Source organism: Lactiplantibacillus modestisalitolerans, assembly GCF_005405425.1.
Classification (GTDB): Bacteria; Bacillota; Bacilli; order Lactobacillales; family Lactobacillaceae; genus Lactiplantibacillus; species Lactiplantibacillus modestisalitolerans.
The window spans coordinates 1-22,618 of sequence record NZ_BJEA01000015.1 but is presented as its reverse complement, the minus strand read 5'-3'; the positions used below and the strand labels follow the sequence as shown (position 1 = coordinate 22,618).

At 48.8% G+C, this 22,618-nt stretch carries 17 protein-coding genes and 1 pseudogene; 15 read left to right on the top strand and 3 right to left on the bottom strand.

Translation table 11 applies throughout. The features are described 5' to 3' along the window. Positions 1 to 17: 17 nt before the first annotated feature. From FFM79_RS09480 to FFM79_RS09445, 8 genes are all read left to right on the top strand, one after another. Complete coding sequence (locus FFM79_RS09480; RefSeq protein WP_137643239.1) at positions 18 to 1,529, top strand: glycosyltransferase; 1,512 nt, start codon at positions 18 to 20, stop codon at positions 1,527 to 1,529. Between the two features lie 5 nt (positions 1,530 to 1,534). After that, positions 1,535 to 3,082 carry a glycosyltransferase gene (locus FFM79_RS09475; RefSeq protein WP_137643238.1) on the top strand — a complete coding sequence of 516 codons (1,548 nt, stop codon included), beginning with the start codon at positions 1,535 to 1,537 and terminating at the stop codon, positions 3,080 to 3,082. A gap of 77 nt (positions 3,083 to 3,159) precedes the next feature. Then, on the top strand, positions 3,160 to 6,351 hold the full coding sequence (locus tag FFM79_RS09470; RefSeq protein ID WP_170177435.1) for a CapA family protein: 3,192 nt from the start codon (positions 3,160 to 3,162) through the stop codon (positions 6,349 to 6,351). Between the two features lie 292 nt (positions 6,352 to 6,643). Further along, a complete protein-coding gene (locus FFM79_RS09465) occupies positions 6,644 to 7,051 on the top strand; it encodes a MarR family winged helix-turn-helix transcriptional regulator (protein WP_137643236.1) in 408 nt (135 codons plus the stop codon). Between the two features lie 245 nt (positions 7,052 to 7,296). Beyond that, positions 7,297 to 7,626 carry a hypothetical protein gene (locus FFM79_RS09460; RefSeq protein ID WP_137643235.1) on the top strand — a complete coding sequence of 110 codons (330 nt, stop codon included), beginning with the start codon at positions 7,297 to 7,299 and terminating at the stop codon, positions 7,624 to 7,626. An 84-nt stretch (positions 7,627 to 7,710) separates the two neighbouring features. After that, on the top strand, positions 7,711 to 9,975 hold the full coding sequence (locus FFM79_RS09455) for a RelA/SpoT family protein (protein WP_137643234.1): 2,265 nt from the start codon (positions 7,711 to 7,713) through the stop codon (positions 9,973 to 9,975). A 28-nt stretch (positions 9,976 to 10,003) separates the two neighbouring features. Then, on the top strand, positions 10,004 to 10,450 hold the full coding sequence (dtd, locus tag FFM79_RS09450; RefSeq protein ID WP_137643233.1) for a D-aminoacyl-tRNA deacylase: 447 nt from the start codon (positions 10,004 to 10,006) through the stop codon (positions 10,448 to 10,450). 440 nt (positions 10,451 to 10,890) lie between these two features. Then, positions 10,891 to 11,514: an HAD family hydrolase gene (locus tag FFM79_RS09445; RefSeq protein WP_137643232.1), complete on the top strand. Its 624-nt coding sequence runs from the start codon at positions 10,891 to 10,893 to the stop codon at positions 11,512 to 11,514. Positions 11,515 to 11,583: 69 nt separating this feature from the next. Here the strand turns inward: FFM79_RS09445 and FFM79_RS09440 are convergent, their stop codons facing one another. Both FFM79_RS09440 and FFM79_RS09435 read right to left on the bottom strand, forming a co-directional pair. Then, the gene (locus FFM79_RS09440) at positions 11,584 to 12,426 is read right to left on the bottom strand and encodes a fructosamine kinase family protein (protein ID WP_137643231.1); all 843 of its coding nucleotides are present in this window, start codon (positions 12,424 to 12,426) and stop codon (positions 11,584 to 11,586) included. A gap of 236 nt (positions 12,427 to 12,662) precedes the next feature. Beyond that, the gene (locus tag FFM79_RS09435; protein ID WP_137643230.1) at positions 12,663 to 13,511 is read right to left on the bottom strand and encodes an N-acetylmuramoyl-L-alanine amidase family protein; all 849 of its coding nucleotides are present in this window, start codon (positions 13,509 to 13,511) and stop codon (positions 12,663 to 12,665) included. Positions 13,512 to 13,895: 384 nt separating this feature from the next. Between FFM79_RS09435 and hisS the strand changes: the two genes are divergently transcribed. The 7 genes from hisS to FFM79_RS09400 all read left to right on the top strand — a co-directional run bounded on the left by hisS (position 13,896) and on the right by FFM79_RS09400 (position 22,403). Beyond that, entirely contained in the window at positions 13,896 to 15,179 is a 1,284-nt protein-coding gene (hisS, locus tag FFM79_RS09430; RefSeq protein ID WP_137643229.1) for a histidine--tRNA ligase, read from the top strand. A gap of 21 nt (positions 15,180 to 15,200) precedes the next feature. Then, positions 15,201 to 17,000 carry an aspartate--tRNA ligase gene (gene aspS / locus FFM79_RS09425; protein ID WP_137643228.1) on the top strand — a complete coding sequence of 600 codons (1,800 nt, stop codon included), beginning with the start codon at positions 15,201 to 15,203 and terminating at the stop codon, positions 16,998 to 17,000. 533 nt (positions 17,001 to 17,533) lie between these two features. After that, positions 17,534 to 18,064 (top strand): peptide-methionine (S)-S-oxide reductase MsrA, encoded by a 531-nt coding sequence (msrA, locus tag FFM79_RS09420; protein WP_137643227.1) that lies wholly within the window; start codon positions 17,534 to 17,536, stop codon positions 18,062 to 18,064. 126 nt (positions 18,065 to 18,190) lie between these two features. Then, on the top strand, positions 18,191 to 19,066 hold the full coding sequence (locus FFM79_RS09415) for a YitT family protein (RefSeq protein WP_137643226.1): 876 nt from the start codon (positions 18,191 to 18,193) through the stop codon (positions 19,064 to 19,066). A gap of 177 nt (positions 19,067 to 19,243) precedes the next feature. Continuing rightward, positions 19,244 to 20,377 carry a CDP-glycerol glycerophosphotransferase family protein gene (locus FFM79_RS09410; RefSeq protein ID WP_371852207.1) on the top strand — a complete coding sequence of 378 codons (1,134 nt, stop codon included), beginning with the start codon at positions 19,244 to 19,246 and terminating at the stop codon, positions 20,375 to 20,377. 52 nt (positions 20,378 to 20,429) lie between these two features. Next, entirely contained in the window at positions 20,430 to 21,239 is an 810-nt protein-coding gene (locus FFM79_RS09405) for an ABC transporter permease (RefSeq protein WP_137643224.1), read from the top strand. 267 nt (positions 21,240 to 21,506) lie between these two features. Then, positions 21,507 to 22,403: a deoxyribonuclease IV gene (locus FFM79_RS09400; protein WP_137643223.1), complete on the top strand. Its 897-nt coding sequence runs from the start codon at positions 21,507 to 21,509 to the stop codon at positions 22,401 to 22,403. A gap of 129 nt (positions 22,404 to 22,532) precedes the next feature. On the opposite strand, the pseudogene FFM79_RS12855 reads toward FFM79_RS09400, so the two are convergent. Beyond that, positions 22,533 to 22,618 (bottom strand): annotated as a pseudogene (locus tag FFM79_RS12855) (IS200/IS605 family transposase); the annotation flags it as partial.

Genomic DNA, 22,618 nt, shown 5'->3' with positions numbered 1-22,618 from the left:
AAGTGAGATAATCTAAAATGATTTATTTTATTAATGAATATTTACTGGCACGTAATTCAAGTGTTGAACATGCGGCAATGAAACGCGAGGCCCTTTTCACAAAGTTTCAGCAACCCGCTCAAATCGTTACCAAAACGTATGACCGGCAATTAACACGAACGGTTAAAGATTTTGGATTGAATCGGAAGCAAGTAATTAATATGTATGATTATTTCCAAGACCAAGAAGCTGGGACAACAACGGCTCGTTTCATCGAGGACCTAAAGTTGCCCCGAGAATATGTTGTGACGACCGGTGCTAATTTTAGTCAAGTGTTTAATGGAGACACGCTGGTAAGTCGCGTTGGTTTCACGCCTGGAACGATTGGACGCTTGTTTTATCAAGAGTTTATTGATAGTCAGGGGAACCTGGTCTCAACGGACCTTTGGGACTGGCGAGGATTTAAGTCAAGTACCCAGTATTTTGGTCAAAACGGGCAGTTGATGATGCAACGTTACTATGGTGTTGCTGGTCAGACGGTCTTGGAGGCTTATTACGTTCCCGATACGAACGGTAAGCCGCTCTTGTCACGCATGTTGCTCAAAAATTATTGTGGTCGTAATGAACGATATTTTCATAATCAGGATGATTTGTTTGCGTTTTACTTGAATGAATTAGTCCATCGGTCAAGTAAGCCGGTTATTTTTGTCAGTGATCGTCCAGGAACTGGGGTTCAGCCGTTATTAGAACTTGATGCAGAATGTCATAAATTTATCATGGTCCCCATCTACCATACGCGTAAAATTAACGATCCGCTTCAGGCGCCGCTAGACGGCTACTTACAGCCCGCCTTTGATAATTGGCACCGCTTTGATGGGTTTGTTACTGGCACGGAGACGCAAGCTCGACAGCTACGGCACCGGTATCCGGGAGCCCAGATTAGCCACGTGCCGGCGGTTTCAGTACCGTCTAAAACCCAAGCGCCACTGGTTCCAATCGCTGCTCGTAATCGGCAATTATTATACGTTGGCCGGTATGCGCCTGATCGTCAGCTTGATCAATTAATCCGGGTCGTTTCGTTAGTTAATCAAAAAATTGACAACGTTCATTGTGATCTGTACGGCTATGGGGACCCCGAATATGTCCAAACGATGACAAAGCTGATCAGTGAGTTGGGACTTGAACACCAAGTAAGCATTCACGACTATACGCCTGAAATTGCCCCTGTTTATGATCATGCGCAGATTTTACTGAATACGGCGCTGGCGAACGGTGGTCCACTCGCAATGCAAGAAGCGCAGGCGCACGGATTACCAGTTATTAGCTATGATTTTAATTACGGTCCCCGCGATTTCATTATGGATGGTCAGGATGGGTTTGTAGTGAAGCAGGGCGACCAGTTAGCTATGAGTGCTCGGATTCAGGAATTATTAACGGATTCACAACGGTTAACGGCGTTTAGCGAAGCGGCCTATGCCAAAATGCACCAAACGCAAACGCATACGAAAATTTGGCATCGCTGGCAAACAGCACTTAGTTTGGAGGGATGATTCGGATGTACTTCTTTTTAAATGATAACTTACAATTTTCAAAGTCGGGGATTGAACACGCAGAAATTAGTCGGCTGAATTTATTTAAAAAGCACGGCGTTGCAGCTAAAATCGTAACCCGCATTTTTGCGATGAATCTGCACACGGTACTTCAACGGGCCGCAATTAACGAGGCTGATTGCATAAATTTATTTGACTTTTTCTGTGGTACCCAAAAAATGCCCCGGCAATCTTTTGACTTGAATGATGTGCAGGTACCAGCCGATGCCATTAAAACGCGCAAGGCGCGCCAAGTAAACGTCGTTCAGCGTGGTAAATTGCTCATGATTATTTATTTACGGCCTAAAAGTGACGCGGTTAGTAACATTCAATATTTTGACGTTAATGGTAAAACTTTAAAAATGGTATGGTGGAACGCCCAGGGCTTGAAGTGTTTGGAACAATTATTTGATTGGGACGGTAAAATTGCTCAGGAAGCGTATTTCGGTGCTGACGGACAGATCCATTTGGAAAAATTGCATTATTTGAACCACTTAAATCAGGAGAAAATTAGTTGGCGCGTGCTTAATTATCGGGGCCGAGCTTGGCTTTTTGACGGGCTGAACGCCTTGACGCGTTTCTTCTATGATGAGCTTAATCAAAACGGTGAGACGAATGTCTTTATTTGTGATCGCACCGTTGAATGTGCCTGGGGCTTATTTCACATGCGAACCCCGACTAAGAAAATTTTACATTTGCATAATAACCACGTTGGGAGTGACGGGGACTATTTACACGCGAAATTAAATAATAATTATCAAAATGCGTTGGACAATTATGATCAGTGGGATGGGGTTATTTCGGCTACCGCACAACAGACTAAAGAAGTCGTTGCACGGTTTGGACAACGAGTTCCAGCGTTTACGATTCCAGTGGGGTTTGTAACGGATGCCACTTTAGCCGCTAAACCCGTGCCGTTTCAACGGCGGCAATCACATTTGATTGTTCAAGTTGCACGCTTGGCACCCGAAAAGCAACCCGAACAAACGATTCAGGCTTTTCAACGGGTGCATGAACAACTACCAGATGCCCGGTTAGAGTTTTGGGGTTATGCGAACGGCGACACGTTAAAAAAGGTGCAGGCGCAAGTTCAAGCTTTGAATTTAACTGATTGTGTCGCGTTTAAGGGCTATACAACGGACGTTAACCAGGTTTATGAACGTGCTCAAGTGGGCGTCCTGCCAAGCCGTGCCGAGGGCTTTTCCTTGATGATCTTAGAGGCGCAGGCCCACGGATTGCCGATGATTGCGAATGATGTTCGCTATGGGCCAGGTGATATTATTCAGGATCATATTAGTGGTCTGTTAACGACTTGCGATGACGTTGACCAGCTAGCGGCAAGCCTCTTAACATTGTTGACTCATCAGGACCAGTTAGCACAGTACAGTGTAGCGGCGTATGCAAATGCCAAGCGGTATGCGGAACAGCGCGTTTTTGAACGGTGGACAAAGTTGTTTGACGCCATGGAAGCGCCGCAACCAGCGCGACCAGCGCGGATGCTTGCGTCCGTTTGAATTTAATCAATTAAATAATTAGTTATGATTGTGGGCTCCCCGTGATTAGCCCGGGCTAGTCCACTGGAGGAATGAAAATGAAACCGTTAACTTTTTCTGAAATTGCCACCATCGTCGGTGGCCAGTGGGTAACCACCCCGAATGATTTAGAGACGACTGTCCAACATTATGCCGTATACAGCGGTGAACTCCGCCGCGATATTGGGGCGAATAACTTATTATTTGCCATGTCCCACGAACACTGGTTGAAGGGAACCTTGAATACTGGCGTTTACACCAATACTTTTAAGGATAATCACGCTAATGTTCGGCGCTTAGCTCGTTACTTGAAGATGGCCATTGTGGAATACCCGGTTCCAACGAGCCCCGTACCGCAACTAGTGGTGCCCAACGGCTACGACGCGTTAGAGCGGCTGGTCCGGGTCGCTGCAAAGCGGTATGTGGGCAAGAATATTGCCGTGACGGGTTCGGTTGGCAAGAGTACGACCAAAACTTTCATTGCGGATTTGCTGCAGCACGTTGGCCCAACGATGAGTTCCGTTGGTAACCATAATTCCCGAACGAGTGTCAAAGTTCAAATGATGAACCATGAGGAAAGCGCTTTTAATGTTTTAGAAATTGCGGGGATTAGCGTGGCTTATTCGGAGCCTGATACTGGGATTGGCGGCGTTGCATCTTTGATGCCAATGGACGTTGCGGTTCTGACACAAATTAATGCCGGTCAAAAGGGTTGGAGTCCCCGTAAAACTGCGGACATGAAAACACGGATTGGGGTCAATTTGAAGGGGCGGCCGTTTGTTGTTAACGCTGAAATAAAGAATTTGGCGGATGTGCGCCACGATGTTCACCGCTATACTGATCAATTGATTACCTATGGATTAACACCGGATTGCGATTATTACGGGACGCTAGCGGCGGATGGCCAGTTGACGATTCATCATCACGAGAAAACTTTAGGTGTAATTGATGCTCAGGGGTTAGATCACGGGACGGTCAGCGATATGGTGGCAGCTTTAACGGTTTACGACCTTGAAGGCGGTCAAATGACTCCGGATGTGATGGCAGCTTTCAGTAAAACGGCGCATCAAACGACGACTCACAAAGTAGCGCGATTTAAAGCGAATGGCCGCCAGGTGACGGTGATTGATGATACGCATAATGCTGAATTATTGTCGATTGAAAATTTTATTGATTATGCTGAAAACTATCCAGCACCACGGACTACCCGTAAAATCTTTATTGAGGGACGGGTCCGCGATTTACGTCAATTTTCGTATGCGACGCATTCGCAGGTTGTCGCTCAACTTAATCAGACGCACCTAGATCGGGTGTACCTTTACGGCCCAGAAATGAACTGGGTAATTCCGAAATTAGTAGCTACTAAGTTTGGTGGCTATTACACCACCCCCCGACAAGTTTTGGAAGCAGTTGCGCGTGAACCGCAACAAGACTTAGTTATCTTTATCAAAGCTGATCGGCGGGCTAGTACGATTGACCAAATTCGTGATTTGTTAGTTCGGCGCTTAGATTATCAGGCTTCGGCTGCAAGTCAATTTGCCATTAGTACCGCCCAACCACAAGCGTTACATTATAATCATAACGGCGTAGGCCGGTTACTTGTGATCTTACGAGTGCTACAACGGGTGGCCCAGGGCAAGTTACGATTGACGCAGGCGATAACCATTACGACTGATTTGGCACAGGATCCCAGCGTGAATAAGGTTAGCTTAAAGAGTGGGCGGGCTTATACCGTTTATGATTTGCTGACGCTGGCAATTGTGGCGCCCGCCCCCGACGTGGTGATTAACTTAGCGATTGCCTTATTTGGTAGTAATCGGCGTGCAATGATTGGCTTACGGAAAATGGCCACGCAACTACAAGTCAATGCGGAAGCCGTTGGCAATATTACGGGACGCTTTACTCGCCGGCCGCAACGAACGACCCTGCAAGATTTGGAGAAAATTGGGGCAGCCTACTGCCAACTTCCGAATGAAGTGTTTAGTTTGTTGGCAAGCCAGCGGCGGACGTTTGCTGGGCGGCTATATCAAAAAAAGACGCAACTTTTGAAGACGCATCAAATTGTCGGTTCCGTTTTCCAAGAATCCCAGGAACACGCGGGGCTAATGTTTACGCAGGACTCCCAAGGAAAGCGGGCGATTGCATTCATTAATAGTCCGCACACTGCGTACGTGGATGCACGGGTTGCTGACTGGACGGCGACTAACCAGCCCCTGCCATCAGTCACGGTTAAAGAAATGTCGTTGGCTCATCCAATCATTAACTTGTTGGCAGATACCTATTTTGGCGAATCATACACGCGTCAACGGCAGCGACGCGGCGTTGATGATGCGTTGCAACGATATGGTTACGACTACTCCTTTAAAAAAATCGAGTCCTTTTTTAAGGGCAACGTTACGAATGGGTTGAACTTTGAAGCTGTTTTTGCCACGGGAACGAGTCCGTTGCACGGGATTAAACCGTTTGTACTTGATGCTGCTCAGCAGCCAACCCTCCAAGAATTAAAACGAGTCGGTTTTGATTTTGCGATGCTAGGTAATAATCACGCAAACGACTACGGTCCCGAACGGTTAACGGCCACCATTCAGACGCTCAGGGCCGCCGGGATTGAAACAATCGGTGCGGGGGCAACGTTGACTGAAGCGCGAACTGCACTGACGTTTAACTACCAGCAGCAACCATTTGTCTTCTTTAATGGTTACTGGTACCGCAACGCCGCTGCAAACTTGTTTGATTTTTACGCGACGAGTCACCATGCTGGTGTGAACTGTTTGGATAGCACGTTGGTGGATGATATTAAAAGCTACAAGCAAGCGCACCCTCAGGCAACAGTTATTGTCAACGCACACTGGGGAACCGACTTTGCGACGGTTGATCGCCATCAGCGAGCAAGTGCGCAACGTTTGGCAGCGGCGGGTGCCGACTTAATTATTGGTCATGGACCGCACCGGTTGCAGCCCATTGACTACGTTGGTCGGGTTCCAGTTTTGTACAGTATTGGTAATGGCGTTTTCAATAGTAATGGTGAGTTTAAGAAGCGCCAAGTCCCTGGATACGGGGCAGTGTTACGCCTTGATTTAGCGCGACGGAAACTTTTTTGGTGCCCAATCAAAACTAATAATTTAGAAACGTTTTGGCAGCCAACCTTTGTGACTGATCAGACGTTTACGACCCTTTGTCAAGCTAACCCGCCGCGGTTTGAAACGACCAAATTGGATGGCAATATTAACGCGGTGGTTGTTCCATTCTAAGCGGTACTGTGACTAATAGTTGGTGATAATCGAAGAACACGGACTGGTAGCCAAATTTGGCAGTCCGTGTTTTTTTGCGGGTTGCGGTTACGCGTTGTTTATTTAGCGGATTAATAATTTAGTGAACGGAATAGTCAGTGCTGGTCTAGTTAATGTCTTTAGTAGTACAATAAATGGATAGCGCGGGATTACATAATTATTTGGCTTAGTTGCTAATGGTTGTTTTGTATCAGCAAATGAGCTGAATTAAAAATGGCGGTGAGCGAATCGTTGTTGAGGAGGATTTGATTGGATGCAAGAATCACTTGACCACATTATTGATATCATGCAATTGGAACGATATTTAAAACAGTTAACAACTGACTGGGCGGCTGACACTGGATTAACGCTGAATGATTTACGTATTTTAGTGTATATTCAAAAGCATCCGGCTAGTGAGATTGCGGTGGTGGCTACCGCGCTACACGTCGTAAAGGTGTCACTGGTGCAAAACATTGGTAGCCTGACTAAGCAGGGCTTAATTGTCAGTGCGCCGAGTGCTACGGACCGGCGCGTGCACTTACTGTCATTAACGTCAAAGGGACACGAGCGGATGGCAGAAATTGATCAGCAATTGTCCAGATCATTGTCCCACGAATCTGCTCAGCGGTTAATTAAGTCATTACCGTCATTGGCAGGGCTGCTGCGTGACGCGGATTGATTATTATGAAGAAATCCCAAAGATGAAAACGCCTAGACGCACCCTGGGGTTATGCGAACCAATGACCAGGATTAACCTAGCGATTATGAGGTTGCCGTTCAAACGACTATTTAAAATACGTAACCGCAAGCGGACCTTGTTAAGTCAGGTTTCTTTTTGGTGTGAACTAGTGTAATTTAGCGGGCGGTGGTGTACAATGGATAATCATAGTTAAAAGGCAATTAAGCGTTAGTGAGGGAATGCGTGTGACAAAGAAGTTTCAGCAGTTAAACGGCCAGTATTGGCTCATTGCGCTAATCGTCGGGGTGGGGTTACCGTGGCTGCTCAAATTATTGAGTGTGAGTCGCTTCCATCAAATCGTGTGGCTACTATTTGTCGCGGATTTTATCCTCGCCGCCGTCCTTGGTTGGCAGATTCGGCGTACGGCCCGGACGGGATGGCTCGTCTGGTTATACCCCATTTTTTGTTTTTTAGGAATTTATTTATTTTTTCCAAAGTATGTCTACTACCTTGCCGTAGTTGATTTAGGAATTTCGTACTTAGCGTACGGGCTGACCGGCCCGCGTGAAGATTAAACCGGTTTAAAGGGGCCCGTTAGGTGGATACTGACGGGTCCCTTTATGAAAGTTAGAATTTTGTGGAAGTCGTGGTGAGAGTAAATGCCAAAACAACCGACTTGGACGGCTCAGGACGTCCTTGACATGGTTCAAAAATATATGAATGCGGATCACGTTGCCCTCGTGAAACGGGCTTGTGATTTTGCGACTTACGTGCACGGTGATCAGTACCGCCAGTCGGGCGAGCCGTACATTATGCACCCGATTCAAGTTGCCGGGATTCTGGCCGAATTAAAGATGGATCCCGAAACGGTCGCGTCTGGCTTTTTGCACGACGTGGTTGAAGATACTGGGGTGACGTTGGGTGACGTGGAGGAACTATTTGGTAAGGACGTTGCGGTCATCGTTGACGGGGTCACGAAGCTGGGAAAGATTCGTTATAAGTCCAATAAGGAACAATTAGCGGAAAATCACCGGAAATTGCTGCTGGCGATGTCTAAGGACATTCGGGTCATGATTGTGAAGTTAGCGGACCGCTTGCACAATATGCGGACGTTGCAACATCTGCGGCCGGATAAGCAGCGGCGGATTGCCAACGAAACGTTGGAAATTTACGCCCCAATCGCGGACCGGTTAGGGATCAGTACCATTAAATGGGAACTCGAAGACGTTTCGTTGCGCTACCTTAACCCGCAACAGTATTACCGGATCGTCCATTTAATGAATTCACGGCGCGAAGACCGTGAAAAGTACATCGAAATTGCTATTCAGGACATTAAAAAAGCGCTGAAAGATTTGGAGTTGCCGGAGAGCGAAATCTATGGCCGACCAAAACACATTTATTCGATTTATAAAAAAATGCGCGATAAGCACAAGCAGTTTAGTCAGCTGTACGACTTGTTAGCAATCCGGGTCGTAGTGGATTCCATCAAGGACTGTTACGCGGTCTTAGGCGCAATCCATACCCAGTGGAAACCGATGCCGGGACGCTTTAAGGATTACATTGCGATGCCGAAAGCCAACATGTACCAATCCCTGCATACGACCGTGGTCGGTCCCGAAGGCAAACCACTGGAGATTCAGATCCGGACGTTTGAAATGCACCGGGTCGCTGAATATGGGGTTGCGGCGCACTGGGCCTATAAGGAAGGTAAGCGCGATCAGGTTCAAGCAACCCAGTCGGGAAATAAGCTGAACTTAGTTAAGGAAATCATTGAACTGCAGGATGAAAGTAAGGATGCCGCGGACTTCATGGAGGGCGTCAAGGGTGATCTGTTTAGCGATCGCGTTTACGCCTTTACGCCGAAGGGCGACGTCATGGAACTTCCTAAAGGGGCCGGTCCGCTGGACATGGCGTACACGATTCATACGGAAGTGGGTAACCATACGACTGGTGCGAAGGTCAACGGTAAAATCGTGCCCCTAGACTACCAGATTAAGAATGGCGATATCGTCGATATTTTGACGTCGACGAGTTCGACGGGACCGAGCCGGGACTGGCAAAAGTTAGTTTATACGCGCCGGGCTCGAAACAAGATCAAACAGTTTTTCCGTAACGCTGACCGGGAAGAAAATATTATCACCGGTCGTGAGCTGATTGAAAAGCAATTACGCGAAATGGAATTTAGCTTGAAGGATACGATGACCAAGGAAAAGCTGGAAGCCGTTGCCCACAAGATGCACTACGCGAATGAAGACGATTTGTTGGCGGCGTTAGGTTTTGGCGATATTCAGCCGGTCGGCGTCGCTAATCGGCTGACGAGTGACGTTCGTAAGCGCCGCGAGCAGGACCGCCAGCGTGAACAGGAAGCGGCCATTTTAGCGGAATCTTCTGAACAATCAGCGAAGAAAAAGGCTAAGGAGCGTTCAGAAGCGCACGAGCGACAAGATAAGCAGCGCAAGAAGGTTTCCTCGTCTGGCGGTGTCATCATTCAAGGTGTAGATAACTTGCTCGTTCGGTTGAGCCACTGTTGTTCGCCAATTCCGGGGGATGATATCGTTGGTTACATTACGAAGGGGCGTGGGGTTTCCGTGCACCGTACAAACTGTCCAAACGTGCGTAACGCCGAGGCGAATGGCGAGCGGTTGATTGACGTGCAGTGGGAGGATCCTGAGGGTGACCGGACCAATTATAATTCGGACCTTGAAATTCAGGGTTATAACCGCAACGGCATGTTGAACGACGTGCTTAAAGTGATTAATAATAATACGAAGTTTTTAACCAACGTGAACGGGAAAGTTGACCACAATAAGATGGTGATCATCAGTGTCTCGTTGGGAGTGCGGAATTTGGATCACTTACAACGGATTATTGATAGCTTAAAGAACGTGCAGGACGTGTACGTGGTTGAACGGAAGTTGCTTTAAGCGTTCGTTAAGTTAGGAGGACGAGTGCGTGCGAGTAGTTGTACAACGGGCGCAAAACGCGCAGGTGACCATTGATGGGGCCGTTCACGGCGCCATCGGTCACGGGTTAGTTTTGTTAGTTGGCTTTCAAGACGGTGATGGGCAGGCTGAATTAGACTACCTGGTCCATAAAATTTTAAAGCTGCGAATTTTTAGTGATGAGGCCGGCAAGATGAACTTAAACGTTCAGCAGGTCAACGGTGCGATTTTATCAATTTCACAGTTTACGCTTTACGCGGATACCCGCCACGGGAACCGGCCGAGCTTCACGGATGCCGGTGATCCCAAGGTGGCGAGTCAGTTGTATACGGCGTTTAATCAACAGTTAGCGGCGGCTGGAGTTGAAGTCGCCACTGGTGAATTTGGCGCTGACATGCAGGTTAGTTTAACGAACGACGGCCCGGTCACGATTTGTTACGATACGGATCAACGTTAGGTCAAGTGATGAATTAATAAATGACATTGTATTAATTGGTGCTAAGGTTGCCGCCAGCAGCGGGTGTAACCGGTTGGCTGGAACACTGCGGGCATCGATTTGAGCTCACGGGGAGACCACCCGCAATCTCAAATTCGAGCCTTATTCTAAGCCGGAAGAACTTCACTTCCGGCCAAGAATAATTTCGCAGTTGAGCCATGGTTACACCCGCTACTGGCTAGACTAGCTTTAATACAAGGTTACGTGGCCCATCTTATAATAAGGTGTAATGGATGAAGGTTGTTAGAATCTACTAAATTAAAAGTAAGCTCGCTCATTTTGATGGTCACAGTGAGTTTGTTAAAATCTTTTGGCGGATTAACATCGAATATTAAAGAGCTAATAAATTAAGGGTCGGTCCTAATGGGAGCCGGCCCTTCTTGATGATGGGAGTCACACGAATGCGAGAATTTTTATGGGATTTAGACGGGACGTTATTGGACACGTACCCGGTAATGGTGCAGGCGATGCAAACGGCAGTCAGCGAAATGGGGGGCCACGCTAGTCGTCAAGCAATTTACACCCTGATGCGCGAGCACGCCGTGGGGTATACGCAACACACGCTGGCCGACCAATTTGGCTGGGACTGGCAGTTGCTCCGAGCACGTTACCGGGAGTTAGAGGCTCAATTACAAACGGCACCGGCAGCTTTTCCCGGCGCTCAAACGGTCCTGGCCGCGGTGGTCGCCGCGGGCGGGCATAACTATTTAATGACTCATCGGGACGCGCGGGCCCTTGATTTTTTGACCCGGGCTGGATTAGCGGATTACTTTAGCGACGCCGTCACCGCAGCGCAGCCGTTTCCGCGTAAACCGGATCCGGCCGCACTGAATTATTTGCTGGATCGGCATCAGGTCGACCGGCGAGTGGCCGTGATGGTTGGGGACCGGAATTTGGACATTGAAGCGGGCCACCGTGCGGGCATTGCCGGTTACTTGTTCGATTATGATCACTTAATTACGGTGACGAGTGCGCCCGAGCGGCAAGTTGATCAATTAGCAGTGTTACAAAGCAGTGTTCAGTAAAAAAGAACGGTTAAACGCCCCGTCAGTGTCGCAGTTGCGGCAGTGGCGGGGCGTTCATTTGATTGCGGTTTAGGCCGTTTTTAACAAGCGGTCAACCGCGGGCCCGTAGCTTTCACCGAATAAGTTAAGGTGGGCTAATAAATAGTAGAGTTGGTAGCGGGGCAGACGCTCGCGCATACCGGGCGCTAACGGGTAACGGTCCGCGTAGCCACGATAAAAGTCGCTATCGAAGCCCCCAAAAATCGTGGTCATGGCGAGGTCCATTGCCCGGTCACCATAGAAAACGTCTGGATCAATTAATAGTGGGGTACCGTCAGCGGTGAAGCCGACGTTTCCGGACCACAGGTCGCCGTGGAGCAGGCTGGGCTGAACCATTTGCATATACGAATCACTTAGGATGGCTTGCCTGAGTCGATGGTAGGCCTGCTCCCGGTCAGGTGACCAGTAGCCTTGTCGTTGCGCCAACTTGACTAATACATCTAAACGCTGCTCGACGTAAAAAGTCGCCCAATTGCTTTGCCAGTGGTTGTATTTTGGAATCTTACCAACTAAAAAGTCGTGGTCGAGTCCAAATTGCGGCGCGTGTTGTTGATGCACCCGCGCCACGGCCTGGCCTAAGTCGTACTGACTACCAACGCCCATGTCTAACCAGTTCAAGAGTAAATAGCCGTCACCGTTAATCGTCCCGCTAGCGAGGACCTTGGGCGTTGTGACGACCGCGCCTAAGCGGTTAAAGCCATCAACTTCGTGGGTGAAAAACGCAGCCCCCCGGTGGGGTTGAACCTTTAGAAAGTAGCGTTGAGTAGTCGTTTGAATGGCAAAGGCGGCGTTAATGTCCCCGCCACTGACGGCGTTAACGTGTTGAATACCAGTAAGTGGCAGTTGTGCGAGCCATTGAGTGGATAGTTGCATCTCAAAAGTCTCCCTTCAGTTTGAGCGTGTGCCAAAAGGCGGTTAGCCGTTCAGCGGAGCCAACTAACTTTTGGCACAGGTTTAGGCTATTAATGTCGCAGCCTCAAGCTGATGATACCGCGTTTGCGGATGCGCTTCAAACGGATGGTTGGGGGACTGAGACGCGTAACGGCCACCACAATCGGGCTGCATCAGAAGGTGCACGCTCGATTATGGTGGCCGTTAAATCGGTTAAGCTATTGTTTGGCAAAGTAGGTACTAAGTCCAGCGTAAACCGCGTGCGCCACTTCGTTCGGGTACTGGGTTGAACGAATCGTCTTGAAATCAGCCTTATCATTAATGTAGCCGAGTTCCATTAACACGGCGGGCACTGAATTATCCCGAATCACTAAGAAGTCCCCGTAAGCGACCCCCTTGCTTGGAATCGGCAGGGTCGACGCGTTGTTGCTGAGATCCTTTGCCAGCGTCAACGAGGTTGATTTGTGGTAGTAATAGGTGGTAATGCCAGATGCGGTGTTCTTTTCTGGTGAACTATCAAAGTGGAAACTGATGAAGGCGTCGGCGTTGAGCTTGTTCGCCATGGCTGGGCGGGCGCTTAAACCGACGTACTGGTCATCATCGCGGGTTAAAATGACGTTAGCGCCGGCCGCCCGTAACTTTTTAGCAACGGCCTTTGCAACGCGTAACGTGTATGTTTTTTCCATTTTACCCTTGCTCGAAAGAGCCCCGGAGTCGGATCCACCGTGGCCCGGATCCAAAACGATCGTTGCTTCTGAAATTTTAGTGGTCTTGCTGAGTTGCGAATTACGTTCATTCACCAACCAGCTAGCAATCCAACCAAATTTATGGTCAGCGTAACGAACGTACAGCCAGTTGTTCTTGCGCTTCATGATGTGAATTTTGGTGCCCTTAGTGGTTGCGTCCGTAATGGCGTAACTCATTCCGGGACCTTGCCGAATATTCACGTTGGCAATGTTAACGGTGGCGGTATTATTGGTTGCGAGGACGAAAACAAATCCAATAACTAGCCCGATAAAAACGGCGGCAATTGTTAGCTGTCGCCAGTAGTGTTTTAATATTTGCATGGGTGCGTTCACCAACTATGTTTTAATAATAATTTTAACGTTAAGTACAGTCATCAGTATACCAAAAAAAGCGGGCGCCGGAATGATATTCGGCGGGGAGAGTTGACTTTTAGCTGAAATTCGTGTAACTTTAACCGTATATTAATAAATCGACCGCAGAGAAAGTAAGAGCATTGTTCCCCACCATAGTCAGAGACCGGTAGTGCTGAGAATTCCGGATGGTGCGCAATGAGGAGACGCTTTTGAGGTGAACGGAAAGTTCCGCCTGTGTAACACAGACGTTATCAGTTAGTGCTCATAAAGGTGGTACCGCGCTTAAAAGCGCCCTTGGTTAATTCAAGGGCGCTTTTTTTGTCGATTCAAAATCCAAGGAGGAAATTTAATATGAAATATCAACGGCCAAAGGGTACCGCGGATATTTTGCCCGGCGACAGTGAAAAATGGCAGTACGTTGAACAAACGGCCCGGCAAGTATTCAAGACGTACCAGTTTAAAGAAATTCGCACGCCGATGTTCGAAAACTTCGAAGTATTCTCACGTTCTGCTGGGGATACGTCGGACATCGTCACCAAGGAAATGTATGATTTCCACGATAAGGGTGATCGCCACGTCACGTTGCGCCCCGAAGGTACGGCCGGGGTCGTGCGGGCCTTTGTCGAAAATAAATTGTACGGTCCCCAGGTACTTAAACCGTATAAAGTTTATTACATGGGACCAATGTTTCGGTATGAACGGCCCCAATCAGGGCGGTTACGCGAATTTCATCAACTCGGGGTCGAAGCCTTTGGGAGTGAAAGTGCCGCGTTAGACGTTGAAGTAATTGCGATGGGCTTCCACTTGTTGAAACAATTCGGTCTAAACGACTTGAAGTTAGTGATCAACACGTTGGGCGATCAAGCGACGCGCGACGCTTACCGGCAAGCATTGATCGATTACTTGGAGCCACACTTTGACGAGTTGAGTGATGATTCTAAGGCCCGGTTGCATAAAAATCCGCTCCGCGTCCTTGATAGCAAGGCACCGGAAGATCAGGCCTTCGTAGCCGATGCACCGTCGATCTTAGATTACTTAACGCCGGAAGCGCAAACCCATTTTGACCAAGCGAAGGCTTATTTGGATGCGTTGGACATTCCGTACGAGATTGATGCAACGATGGTTCGAGGCTTGGATTATTATAACCATACGATTTTTGAAATTATGACCCATTCCAAAGCACTTGGTCGCGGCTACACGACAATCTGTGCCGGAGGTCGTTATAACGGTCTCGTTAAGGAATTGGGCGGCCCTGAAGTTTCCGGTGTCGGCTTTGGCCTTGGGGTTGAACGGCTCTTAGTCTTAATGGACGCTGAAAAAGTGGCCATGCCAACCGATGACCAACTCGACGTGTACGTCGTTGGAATTGGTGATAACGCTAGCGTGACGACCTTGAAACTGGTTCAGGCGGTTCGGAACGCGGGCTATACCGCGGAACGGGATTATTTGGACCGCAAGCCGAAAGCCCAGTTCAAGAGTGCTGACCGCTTAAACGCGCGTTACACGATGACGGTCGGGGATACGGAAATTGCGGATCAGGTCGTTAATTTAAAGGACATGGCAACTGGAAAGGAACAGCAAGTTGCGATGGCTGACGTGGCCGCCACGTTAAAGGCATTATTGGCAAGTCATTAGTTTTAGGGAGGAATTGGTAAGATGAAACGTACCACTTATGCGGGCCTCGTAAACGAAGCCTATTTAGGGCAAGAGGTTACCCTTCAAGGTTGGGTGCAAAAGCGCCGGGACCTTGGAAGCTTGATTTTTATTGATTTACGTGACCGGGAAGGCATTGTGCAACTGGTCTTCAGTCAGGAGTTCTCGGCGGACGCGTTAGCCGTTGCGGATCAATTGCGGGGCGAATACGTCATTGAAGTGCAAGGAAAAGTGGTCAACCGCGGACAAGATGCGATCAACGACCGGATGAAAACTGGGAAGGTCGAAGTTGAAATCCATAGCGCGAAGATTTTAAACAAGGCCAAAACGCCCCCATTTTATATTCAGGACGACATTAACGTCTCAGATGAATTACGGTTGAAGTACCGTTACTTAGATTTACGACGTCCGGAAATGCAACGTAACTTGAAGATTCGTAACGGTATTACTCAGGCGGTTCACCGTTACTTTGACGACCAGGGATTCTACGATATTGAGACGCCGTTCTTAACGAAGTCGACGCCTGAAGGGGCCCGGGATTACTTGGTGCCATCCCGAATTTATCACGGGCACTTTTACGCACTGCCCCAATCACCCCAATTATTCAAGCAGTTATTAATGGGCGCGGGCTTTGACCGCTACTATCAAATTGCTCGTTGTTTCCGGGACGAAGACTTACGGGGCGACCGGCAACCTGAATTTACCCAAATCGATATGGAAACGTCCTTCCTTAGTGCTGAAGAAATTCAGTCATATACCGAAGGCTTGATTCAAAAGGTCATGAAGGACGTTAAGGGCATTGACGTCAGTGCACCGTTTACGCGGATGACTTGGCAAGAAGCCATGGACCGGTTTGGTTCAGAAAAGCCCGACGTGCGCTTTGGTATGGAGCTTAAAGACATGGCGGCGGCCGTTAAAGACGCCGGCTTTAAAGTCTTTGACAACGCCTTAGCCAACGGTGGTCAAGTTAAGGCCATCGCCGTACCGGGCGGGGCGGACAAGTATTCCCGGAAGCACATCGATGCTTACACCGAATACGTCAAGCGCTTTGGTGCCAAGGGCTTAGCTTGGATGAAAGTTACGGATGACGGCTTCAGCGGTCCGGTTGCAAAGTTCTTTAAGAATGATGGGGACTTTGAAGCCATTACAACGGCGGCCGGTGCTCACCCGGGTGACTTACTATTGTTTGCGGCCGATAAGTTCAAGGTCGTGGCTGACACGTTAGGTTACTTACGGACGGCTATCGCGAAGGAACTGGATTTGATTGACGAAAGTAAGTACGCGTTCTTGTGGGTCGTTGACTGGCCACTCTTCGAATACGACGAAGGAATTGAACGCTGGGTACCAGCGCACCACCCATTCACGATGCCTAACGAAGAAGACGTGCACTACTTAAATGATGGTGAAGATCCGCATCAGGCCCACGCCCAATCATATGATATCATCTTAAACGGTTATGAATTGGGGGGCGGTTCCATCCGGATTCACACCCGTGACTTACAAGAAAAGATGTTCAAGGCGTTGAACTTTACTAAGGAACGCGCTCAGGAGCAATTCGGGTTCTTGCTCGATGCGCTTGATATGGGCTTTCCGCCTCACGGTGGTTTAGCCATTGGGTTGGACCGGTTTGCGATGCTGTTATCCGGTAACGATAATATCCGTGAAGTGATTGCCTTCCCGAAGAACTCCAAGGCTTCCGAACCAATGACCAACGCACCCGCAGCGGTTTCGAATCAACAGCTTGCCGACTTAGACTTGCTAATTGATCCGGCTGGTGCCAAGGACGACGACGCTCAGGATTAAAATTTTTGATGAAGTACGGCTCCGTACCAATTAGTGTTGAGATTGCCGCCAGCAGCGGTGTAACCGGTTGGCGAAAACACTGCGGGCATTGATTTGAGCTCACGCAGAAGAGCACGCGTGCTTATTTTGGTGGTTACGATGACCTTATTGCAAATTCAATTGGTAACCTTTTTAGCAAATCAATACTATATATCATAGAATATGGGGTGTCAGAAGGCTGTGATGTAAGTCACGGCCTTTTGTGGTGCTTTGGCTGACGCTTGTGCCTATATGCTAGGGCGCCAGTGCCAACCTTGGACGGTTTACTGCTTTAAAGCCGAAACGTGTTCGGTCCAGCTGATGTCTGCGCCTACTACGATAACCCGCTATCGCGAAACCCGCGACAACGGCTTATCTAGGTAGTGCTCAACATCAACCCGCTGGCCCTCACACTCTGCCCAAGTTACTTCACTTAAAGAACGTTTAATCCCTGGATTGGACGTTCTTTTTTTAACGTGTTAAATTAGTATTAAAACTTAATTGGAGGAATTCTAATGGAAACAGCTATTTTTGCCGGGGGGTGCTTCTGGTGCATGGTTCAACCATTCGATCAGCAGCCCGGAATCGAGAGCGTCGTCTCCGGCTACACTGGCGGCCACGTTGCCAATCCGACCTATCAGCAAGTTAAATCCCATCAAACCGGGCATACCGAGGCAGTTAAGATTACGTTTGATCCCGCTAAAATCAGTTATGCGGAGCTCGTTGAAATTTATTGGCACCAAACGGACCCAACCGACGCGATGGGCCAGTTTCAAGACCGCGGTGATAACTACCGGCCAGTTATTTTCGTAAATAGCCCGGAACAACGGGCAGTGGCGACAGCCTCCAAAGCCCATTTACAGGCCAGCGAACGCTTTAGTAAACCAATCGTCACAACAATTGAAGACGCCAAACCGTTTTATCCCGCTGAAGCCGAACACCAACGGTTTTACGAAAATAATCCGGTCGTCTATGCCGCTCAAGAAGCGGGGGGCCGAGCCGATTTTGTTGCTAGTCACTGGGCAGATGCGCCTAAGGTTGACTAAGCATTGCGACTGAAATAAAAATCTAATGAGAAACGTGAGACTTTTGGGTGAATCCTGGTAAATCCCGCTTGAGCGGGGGGTTGCGTGGTACAATAGCCAGAGCAAAAACATAAAGGAGCCAAATTCATGGATGATTTTCAGCAGTTGTCCAAGCACCATCGTGACGTTGTTAAGGCGTCGACGGCGTTTATTTATGCCATTTTAGTCTCGATCGCGATGAACTTCTTTTGGACCCCCGGTCACATTTACTCTTCCGGAATTACCGGGCTTGCCCAACTGATCAACAGTTTGATGACGAAGTTCATGCCGGTTCAGCTTTCGACGGCCTTACTGTTATTCTTATTGAACGTGCCAATGTTCGTAATTGCCTGGCGTTCAATTGGGCGTCGGTTTACCGTCTACACGTTTCTGGCGGTTGCGCTTTCCAGTATTATGATTAAGGTGATCGCGCCAGTCGAATTGACCCACGACCCCATTATTTGCGCAATCTTTGGGGGAGCGGTTAACGGTTTTGGGACCGGAACGGCCCTGAAAAGTGGCATTTCAACCGGGGGGTTAGACATTATCGGAATCGTGCTACGCCGGAAAACCGGGCGCAGTATCGGGACGATTAACATGGCCTTTAACTCGCTGATCGTGTTAGCCGCCGGGTTCGTTTATGGCTGGCCGTACGCGTTTTACTCCGCGTTAGGGTTGCTCGTTAACGGCCGGGTCATCGATATGACTTATACCCGTCAGCAAAAAATGCAAGTCATGATTATTACGAGTCGGCCGAAAACGGTGATTGATAGCGTGCAAAATCGCATTCGCCGTGGCGTGACCATCGTGCATAATGCCGAGGGGGCGTACCAACACGATGATAAAACGATTTTATTTACGGTTATTACGCGTTATGAAATGCCGGAATTAAAGGCGGCGATGGCGGAGTCCGATCCGCACGCGTTTGTGAGCATTTCGGACACGGTTAAAATATTGGGCCACTTTTACGAACCCAAGCCGTGAGTCTGCTACAACGGCAATCACTGAATGTACGCTGGGGCTTAATGCCCCGGCGTTTTTTGTAACGCTTATTTGTTGAAAGTGTTAAACAAAACTAAAGGAATTGGGAATCCACCTGGGTCACGAGAAAAGTATGCTATAATACACGGTGAGTTTTTACAGTGTGAAAGGGTGACCGGGTTGAAAAAACAACTCTACATCTGGCTGGTGAGCGTAGTTTCGTGGTGGGCCCATTTTCGACCGAACCAGCGGGTGATTTATTTAATGAGTTTTGCGGATAACGGGGCCTTTGTTCGGCAATTAAACCAACGGGTCAATGGACGCCTGATTGTTTACTATTTACCAGCGGCGCAAGCCCAGGCCCAAGCGTTGGCTAAAGCTGGCGTTACCGTGCGGCCGTTTCATGATTCCGTGCACTTTGCTCTGAAGGGGGTCCCCGTCATCACACGGGCGGCAGACGTTTACTTGGACAACTATTACGCTTTCACGGCTGGCCTGTGGCGCCACCGCTCACAGCGCGTTATTCAGTTGTGGCACGCTAATGGGGCCGTTAAGGCCTTTGGCTGGGGCGACCCGCAGACGAGTCAGCGGTCGACGACGGACCAGCGGCGGTTTCAAGCTGTCTATAACCACATTACCGATTTTGTAGTGGCATCGCCCAAGATGGCGGCCATTTTTGCGGCGAGTTACCACGTGCCAATCAGTCGGATGCGCATTCTCGGTTATCCCCGTTCTGACCGCTACCAACAGTCAGCTTGGCGGGCGCAAACCCAAGCGGCGATTTATCGGCGCTATCCGCAACTGGCTAGTAAGCAGGTCATTTTATACGCACCAACATACCGGGCAGGGGTGGCGTTAACGCTACCGCCTGATTTTGGACAGTTGCGATTGCGTCCGGATCAGTGCTTAGTGGTTAAATTACACCCCCACTTGGCAACTCAGGCGCGAGCGTTAAAACGGCGGTATCCCGACCTCGTGACCTTGATCCCAGAGTTTAGTACCGATGAATTATTGACCGTAACCCAAACGTTGATTAGTGACTATTCGTCCGTTATTTTTGACTACGCCCTCTTGCCAAATTGTCAGAAAATGGTATTCTATGTTTTTGACTGGCAAAGTTTTCGGCAGAGTGTTGGTTTGCAACCCGACTTTGAAAAGTGGGCACCGGGCCCATTTGTCCGGACCGTCACGGAATTAAATCAGCAGTTAGCGGCCCCGAGCACGTCGCACCAATTGACAAGTTTTAATCAATTGTGGAATACTCATAACGATGGTCAAGCAACTGAACGAACGTTAACTTATTTTTACCAGTAAACACTATTAATAATCATAGTTACTATGATGATAGATAGGGAGTGGCAGTACCTTGAAAGAGGTCGTATCAATTATTAAGGAGCAGTTCCAAAACTGGGGCATTATTTGGCGAATCTCGCACTATGAAGATCAGGCCAGCTATCAAAACCACTATTTGGGACTTGCTTGGGAATACCTGTACCCGTTAATTCAAATTGGGATTTATTGGATCGTCTTTAGTAACGGGTTTAAAAAGGGCGCAACTAACGGCGGCGTTTCCTATTTAATGTGGATGGTGATTGGGATCACCCCGTGGTTCTTCATGAACCGCTCAGTTCTCGATGGCTCCAAGAGTATTTATCAGCGGGTTAACATGGTTTCCAAAATGAAGTTTCCGGTTTCAGTGTTACCGTCGATTAAAATTATGGGTAACCTGAATGCCTTTTGGACCATGCTGATTTTTTCCATCGCCCTCGGCTTTTTCAATGGTATTTACCCGTCATTTGCCTGGCTTCAGTGGATTTACTACTTCTTCGCGATGGTCTGTCTGATGTTCGCGTTGAGTGTGTTCAATTCAACTGTGTCGGTGCTCGTGCGTGATTGGCAAATCTTGTTGCAATCAATTATGCGGATGCTGTTCTACCTGTCCGGCGTCCTATTTAATTTTCAAACGAATGGCTTTCCGGCCGCGTTTGTGCGCATTTTACAACTGAACCCGTTCTTCTACGTGATTAACGGGTTTCGGCAGTCGATGTTCAATGAAGGTAAGATTTGGGATCAACCGGTGCTAACGCTCGTTTTCTGGGGCATCGTCCTCTTCGTATTACTAGTTGGCTCGCATTTGCATTACAAGTTCCGGTCCCGGTTTGTGGACATGATCTAATTGAAAATACTTGAACCGCATCCCCGTAATGGGCCGCGGTAACAACGGAATTGGCCGGCATTGGTCAGTTCCGTTTTTTATGGCGCGGTCCCAATTGGCGTTGAGATTGCTGGTGGTTCGGTGCGAGAGGACGTTCAAAGCGGCTAAAGATCAACCGCGGGGCTGAACTGCTTGCCCGCGGTGGCGCTTGCACATCCTAGCGAAGTTCGGCATAATGGAACCAACTTAATGGATTAAAATACAGGCTGATAAAGGATGGGATCAAGGATGCTGAGAATTGGTTCACACGTCTCGATGAAGGCGCCGGCGATGTTTTTAGGTTCGGTTAAGGAAGCCGTTAGTTACGGTGCCAACACGTTAATGGTGTACACGGGGGCGCCGCAAAATACGCGCCGCAAGCCGATTGCGGACTTAAACATCGCGGCGGCTAAACCGTTGCTGGCAGCAAATGACTTCCAGCAACTCGTCGTGCACGCACCGTACATTGTTAACCTTGGTAACACGACCAAACCAGGATACTTTGAATTTGCGACCGACTTCTTATATGCGGAAGTTCAGCGGGCGGAAGCGCTGGGCGCGACCCAGTTAACGTTGCACCCGGGAGCGCACGTTGGTGCGGGCGCGGATGCGGCGATCGCGCAAATCGTCAAGGGGTTGAATACCGTCATTCGCCCCGACCAAAAAATTCAGATTGCCCTGGAAACGATGGCTGGCAAGGGAACTGAGGTCGGGCGGACGTTTGAAGAGTTGGCTGCAATGATTGACGGTGTGACGTACAACGAAAAGTTGTCGGTGACGTTTGATACTTGCCATACGAGTGACGCCGGTTACGCCATCAAAACCGACTTTGACGGCGTTTTAAATGAGTTTGACCACGTAATTGGCTTGGACCGGTTGGGCGTGGTGCACTTGAACGATTCGAAAAATCCGCAGGGGGCGCATAAGGACCGGCACGCCAACATTGGCTTAGGGACGATTGGTTTCGATGCGCTGAACGCAATCGCGCACCATCCCCAGCTTGAAGCGGTACCGAAAATTTTGGAAACGCCCTACGTGGGTGAAGATAAGAAGCATCAACAACCACCGTACCGCTATGAGATCGCGATGTTACGCGCCGGAAAGTTTAATGAACATTTAGTGACGGATATTGAACAACAAGTTTAGTTAGAATTGAAGGGATTGGGCCGTGCGCTGCAATCCCGTTTTTATTACGGAGCCTAACTCCCACATCTCGGTAGCCAAGGCGAAAACTCGGTACTTTAGTGCCGAGATGAAGTCAAACGAAAAGTAACGTTAGTTGCCCTTCTTAGAGGGACGGCCAGCGTTGCTTTTTTCTGTACGTTGCTTGTTAATGTATTCTTCGACAACTTGCTTAGACA

What these genes read in the sequence shown, in the direction of transcription:
- FFM79_RS09455 (WP_137643234.1), top strand. Translation starts at nt 7,711, where the DNA reads ATGCCAAAACAACCGACTTGGACGGCTCAGGACGTCCTTGACATGGTT.
- FFM79_RS09480 (WP_137643239.1), top strand. Translation starts at nt 18, where the DNA reads ATGATTTATTTTATTAATGAATATTTACTGGCACGTAATTCAAGTGTT.
- FFM79_RS09435 (WP_137643230.1), bottom strand. Translation starts at nt 13,511, where the DNA reads ATGCAAATATTAAAACACTACTGGCGACAGCTAACAATTGCCGCCGTT.
- msrA (WP_137643227.1), top strand. Translation starts at nt 17,534, where the DNA reads ATGGAAACAGCTATTTTTGCCGGGGGGTGCTTCTGGTGCATGGTTCAA.
- FFM79_RS09470 (WP_170177435.1), top strand. Translation starts at nt 3,160, where the DNA reads ATGAAACCGTTAACTTTTTCTGAAATTGCCACCATCGTCGGTGGCCAG.
- FFM79_RS09415 (WP_137643226.1), top strand. Translation starts at nt 18,191, where the DNA reads ATGGATGATTTTCAGCAGTTGTCCAAGCACCATCGTGACGTTGTTAAG.
- FFM79_RS09440 (WP_137643231.1), bottom strand. Translation starts at nt 12,426, where the DNA reads ATGCAACTATCCACTCAATGGCTCGCACAACTGCCACTTACTGGTATT.
- FFM79_RS09445 (WP_137643232.1), top strand. Translation starts at nt 10,891, where the DNA reads ATGCGAGAATTTTTATGGGATTTAGACGGGACGTTATTGGACACGTAC.
- FFM79_RS09400 (WP_137643223.1), top strand. Translation starts at nt 21,507, where the DNA reads ATGCTGAGAATTGGTTCACACGTCTCGATGAAGGCGCCGGCGATGTTT.
- aspS (WP_137643228.1), top strand. Translation starts at nt 15,201, where the DNA reads ATGAAACGTACCACTTATGCGGGCCTCGTAAACGAAGCCTATTTAGGG.
- hisS (WP_137643229.1), top strand. Translation starts at nt 13,896, where the DNA reads ATGAAATATCAACGGCCAAAGGGTACCGCGGATATTTTGCCCGGCGAC.
- FFM79_RS09475 (WP_137643238.1), top strand. Translation starts at nt 1,535, where the DNA reads ATGTACTTCTTTTTAAATGATAACTTACAATTTTCAAAGTCGGGGATT.
- FFM79_RS09465 (WP_137643236.1), top strand. Translation starts at nt 6,644, where the DNA reads ATGCAAGAATCACTTGACCACATTATTGATATCATGCAATTGGAACGA.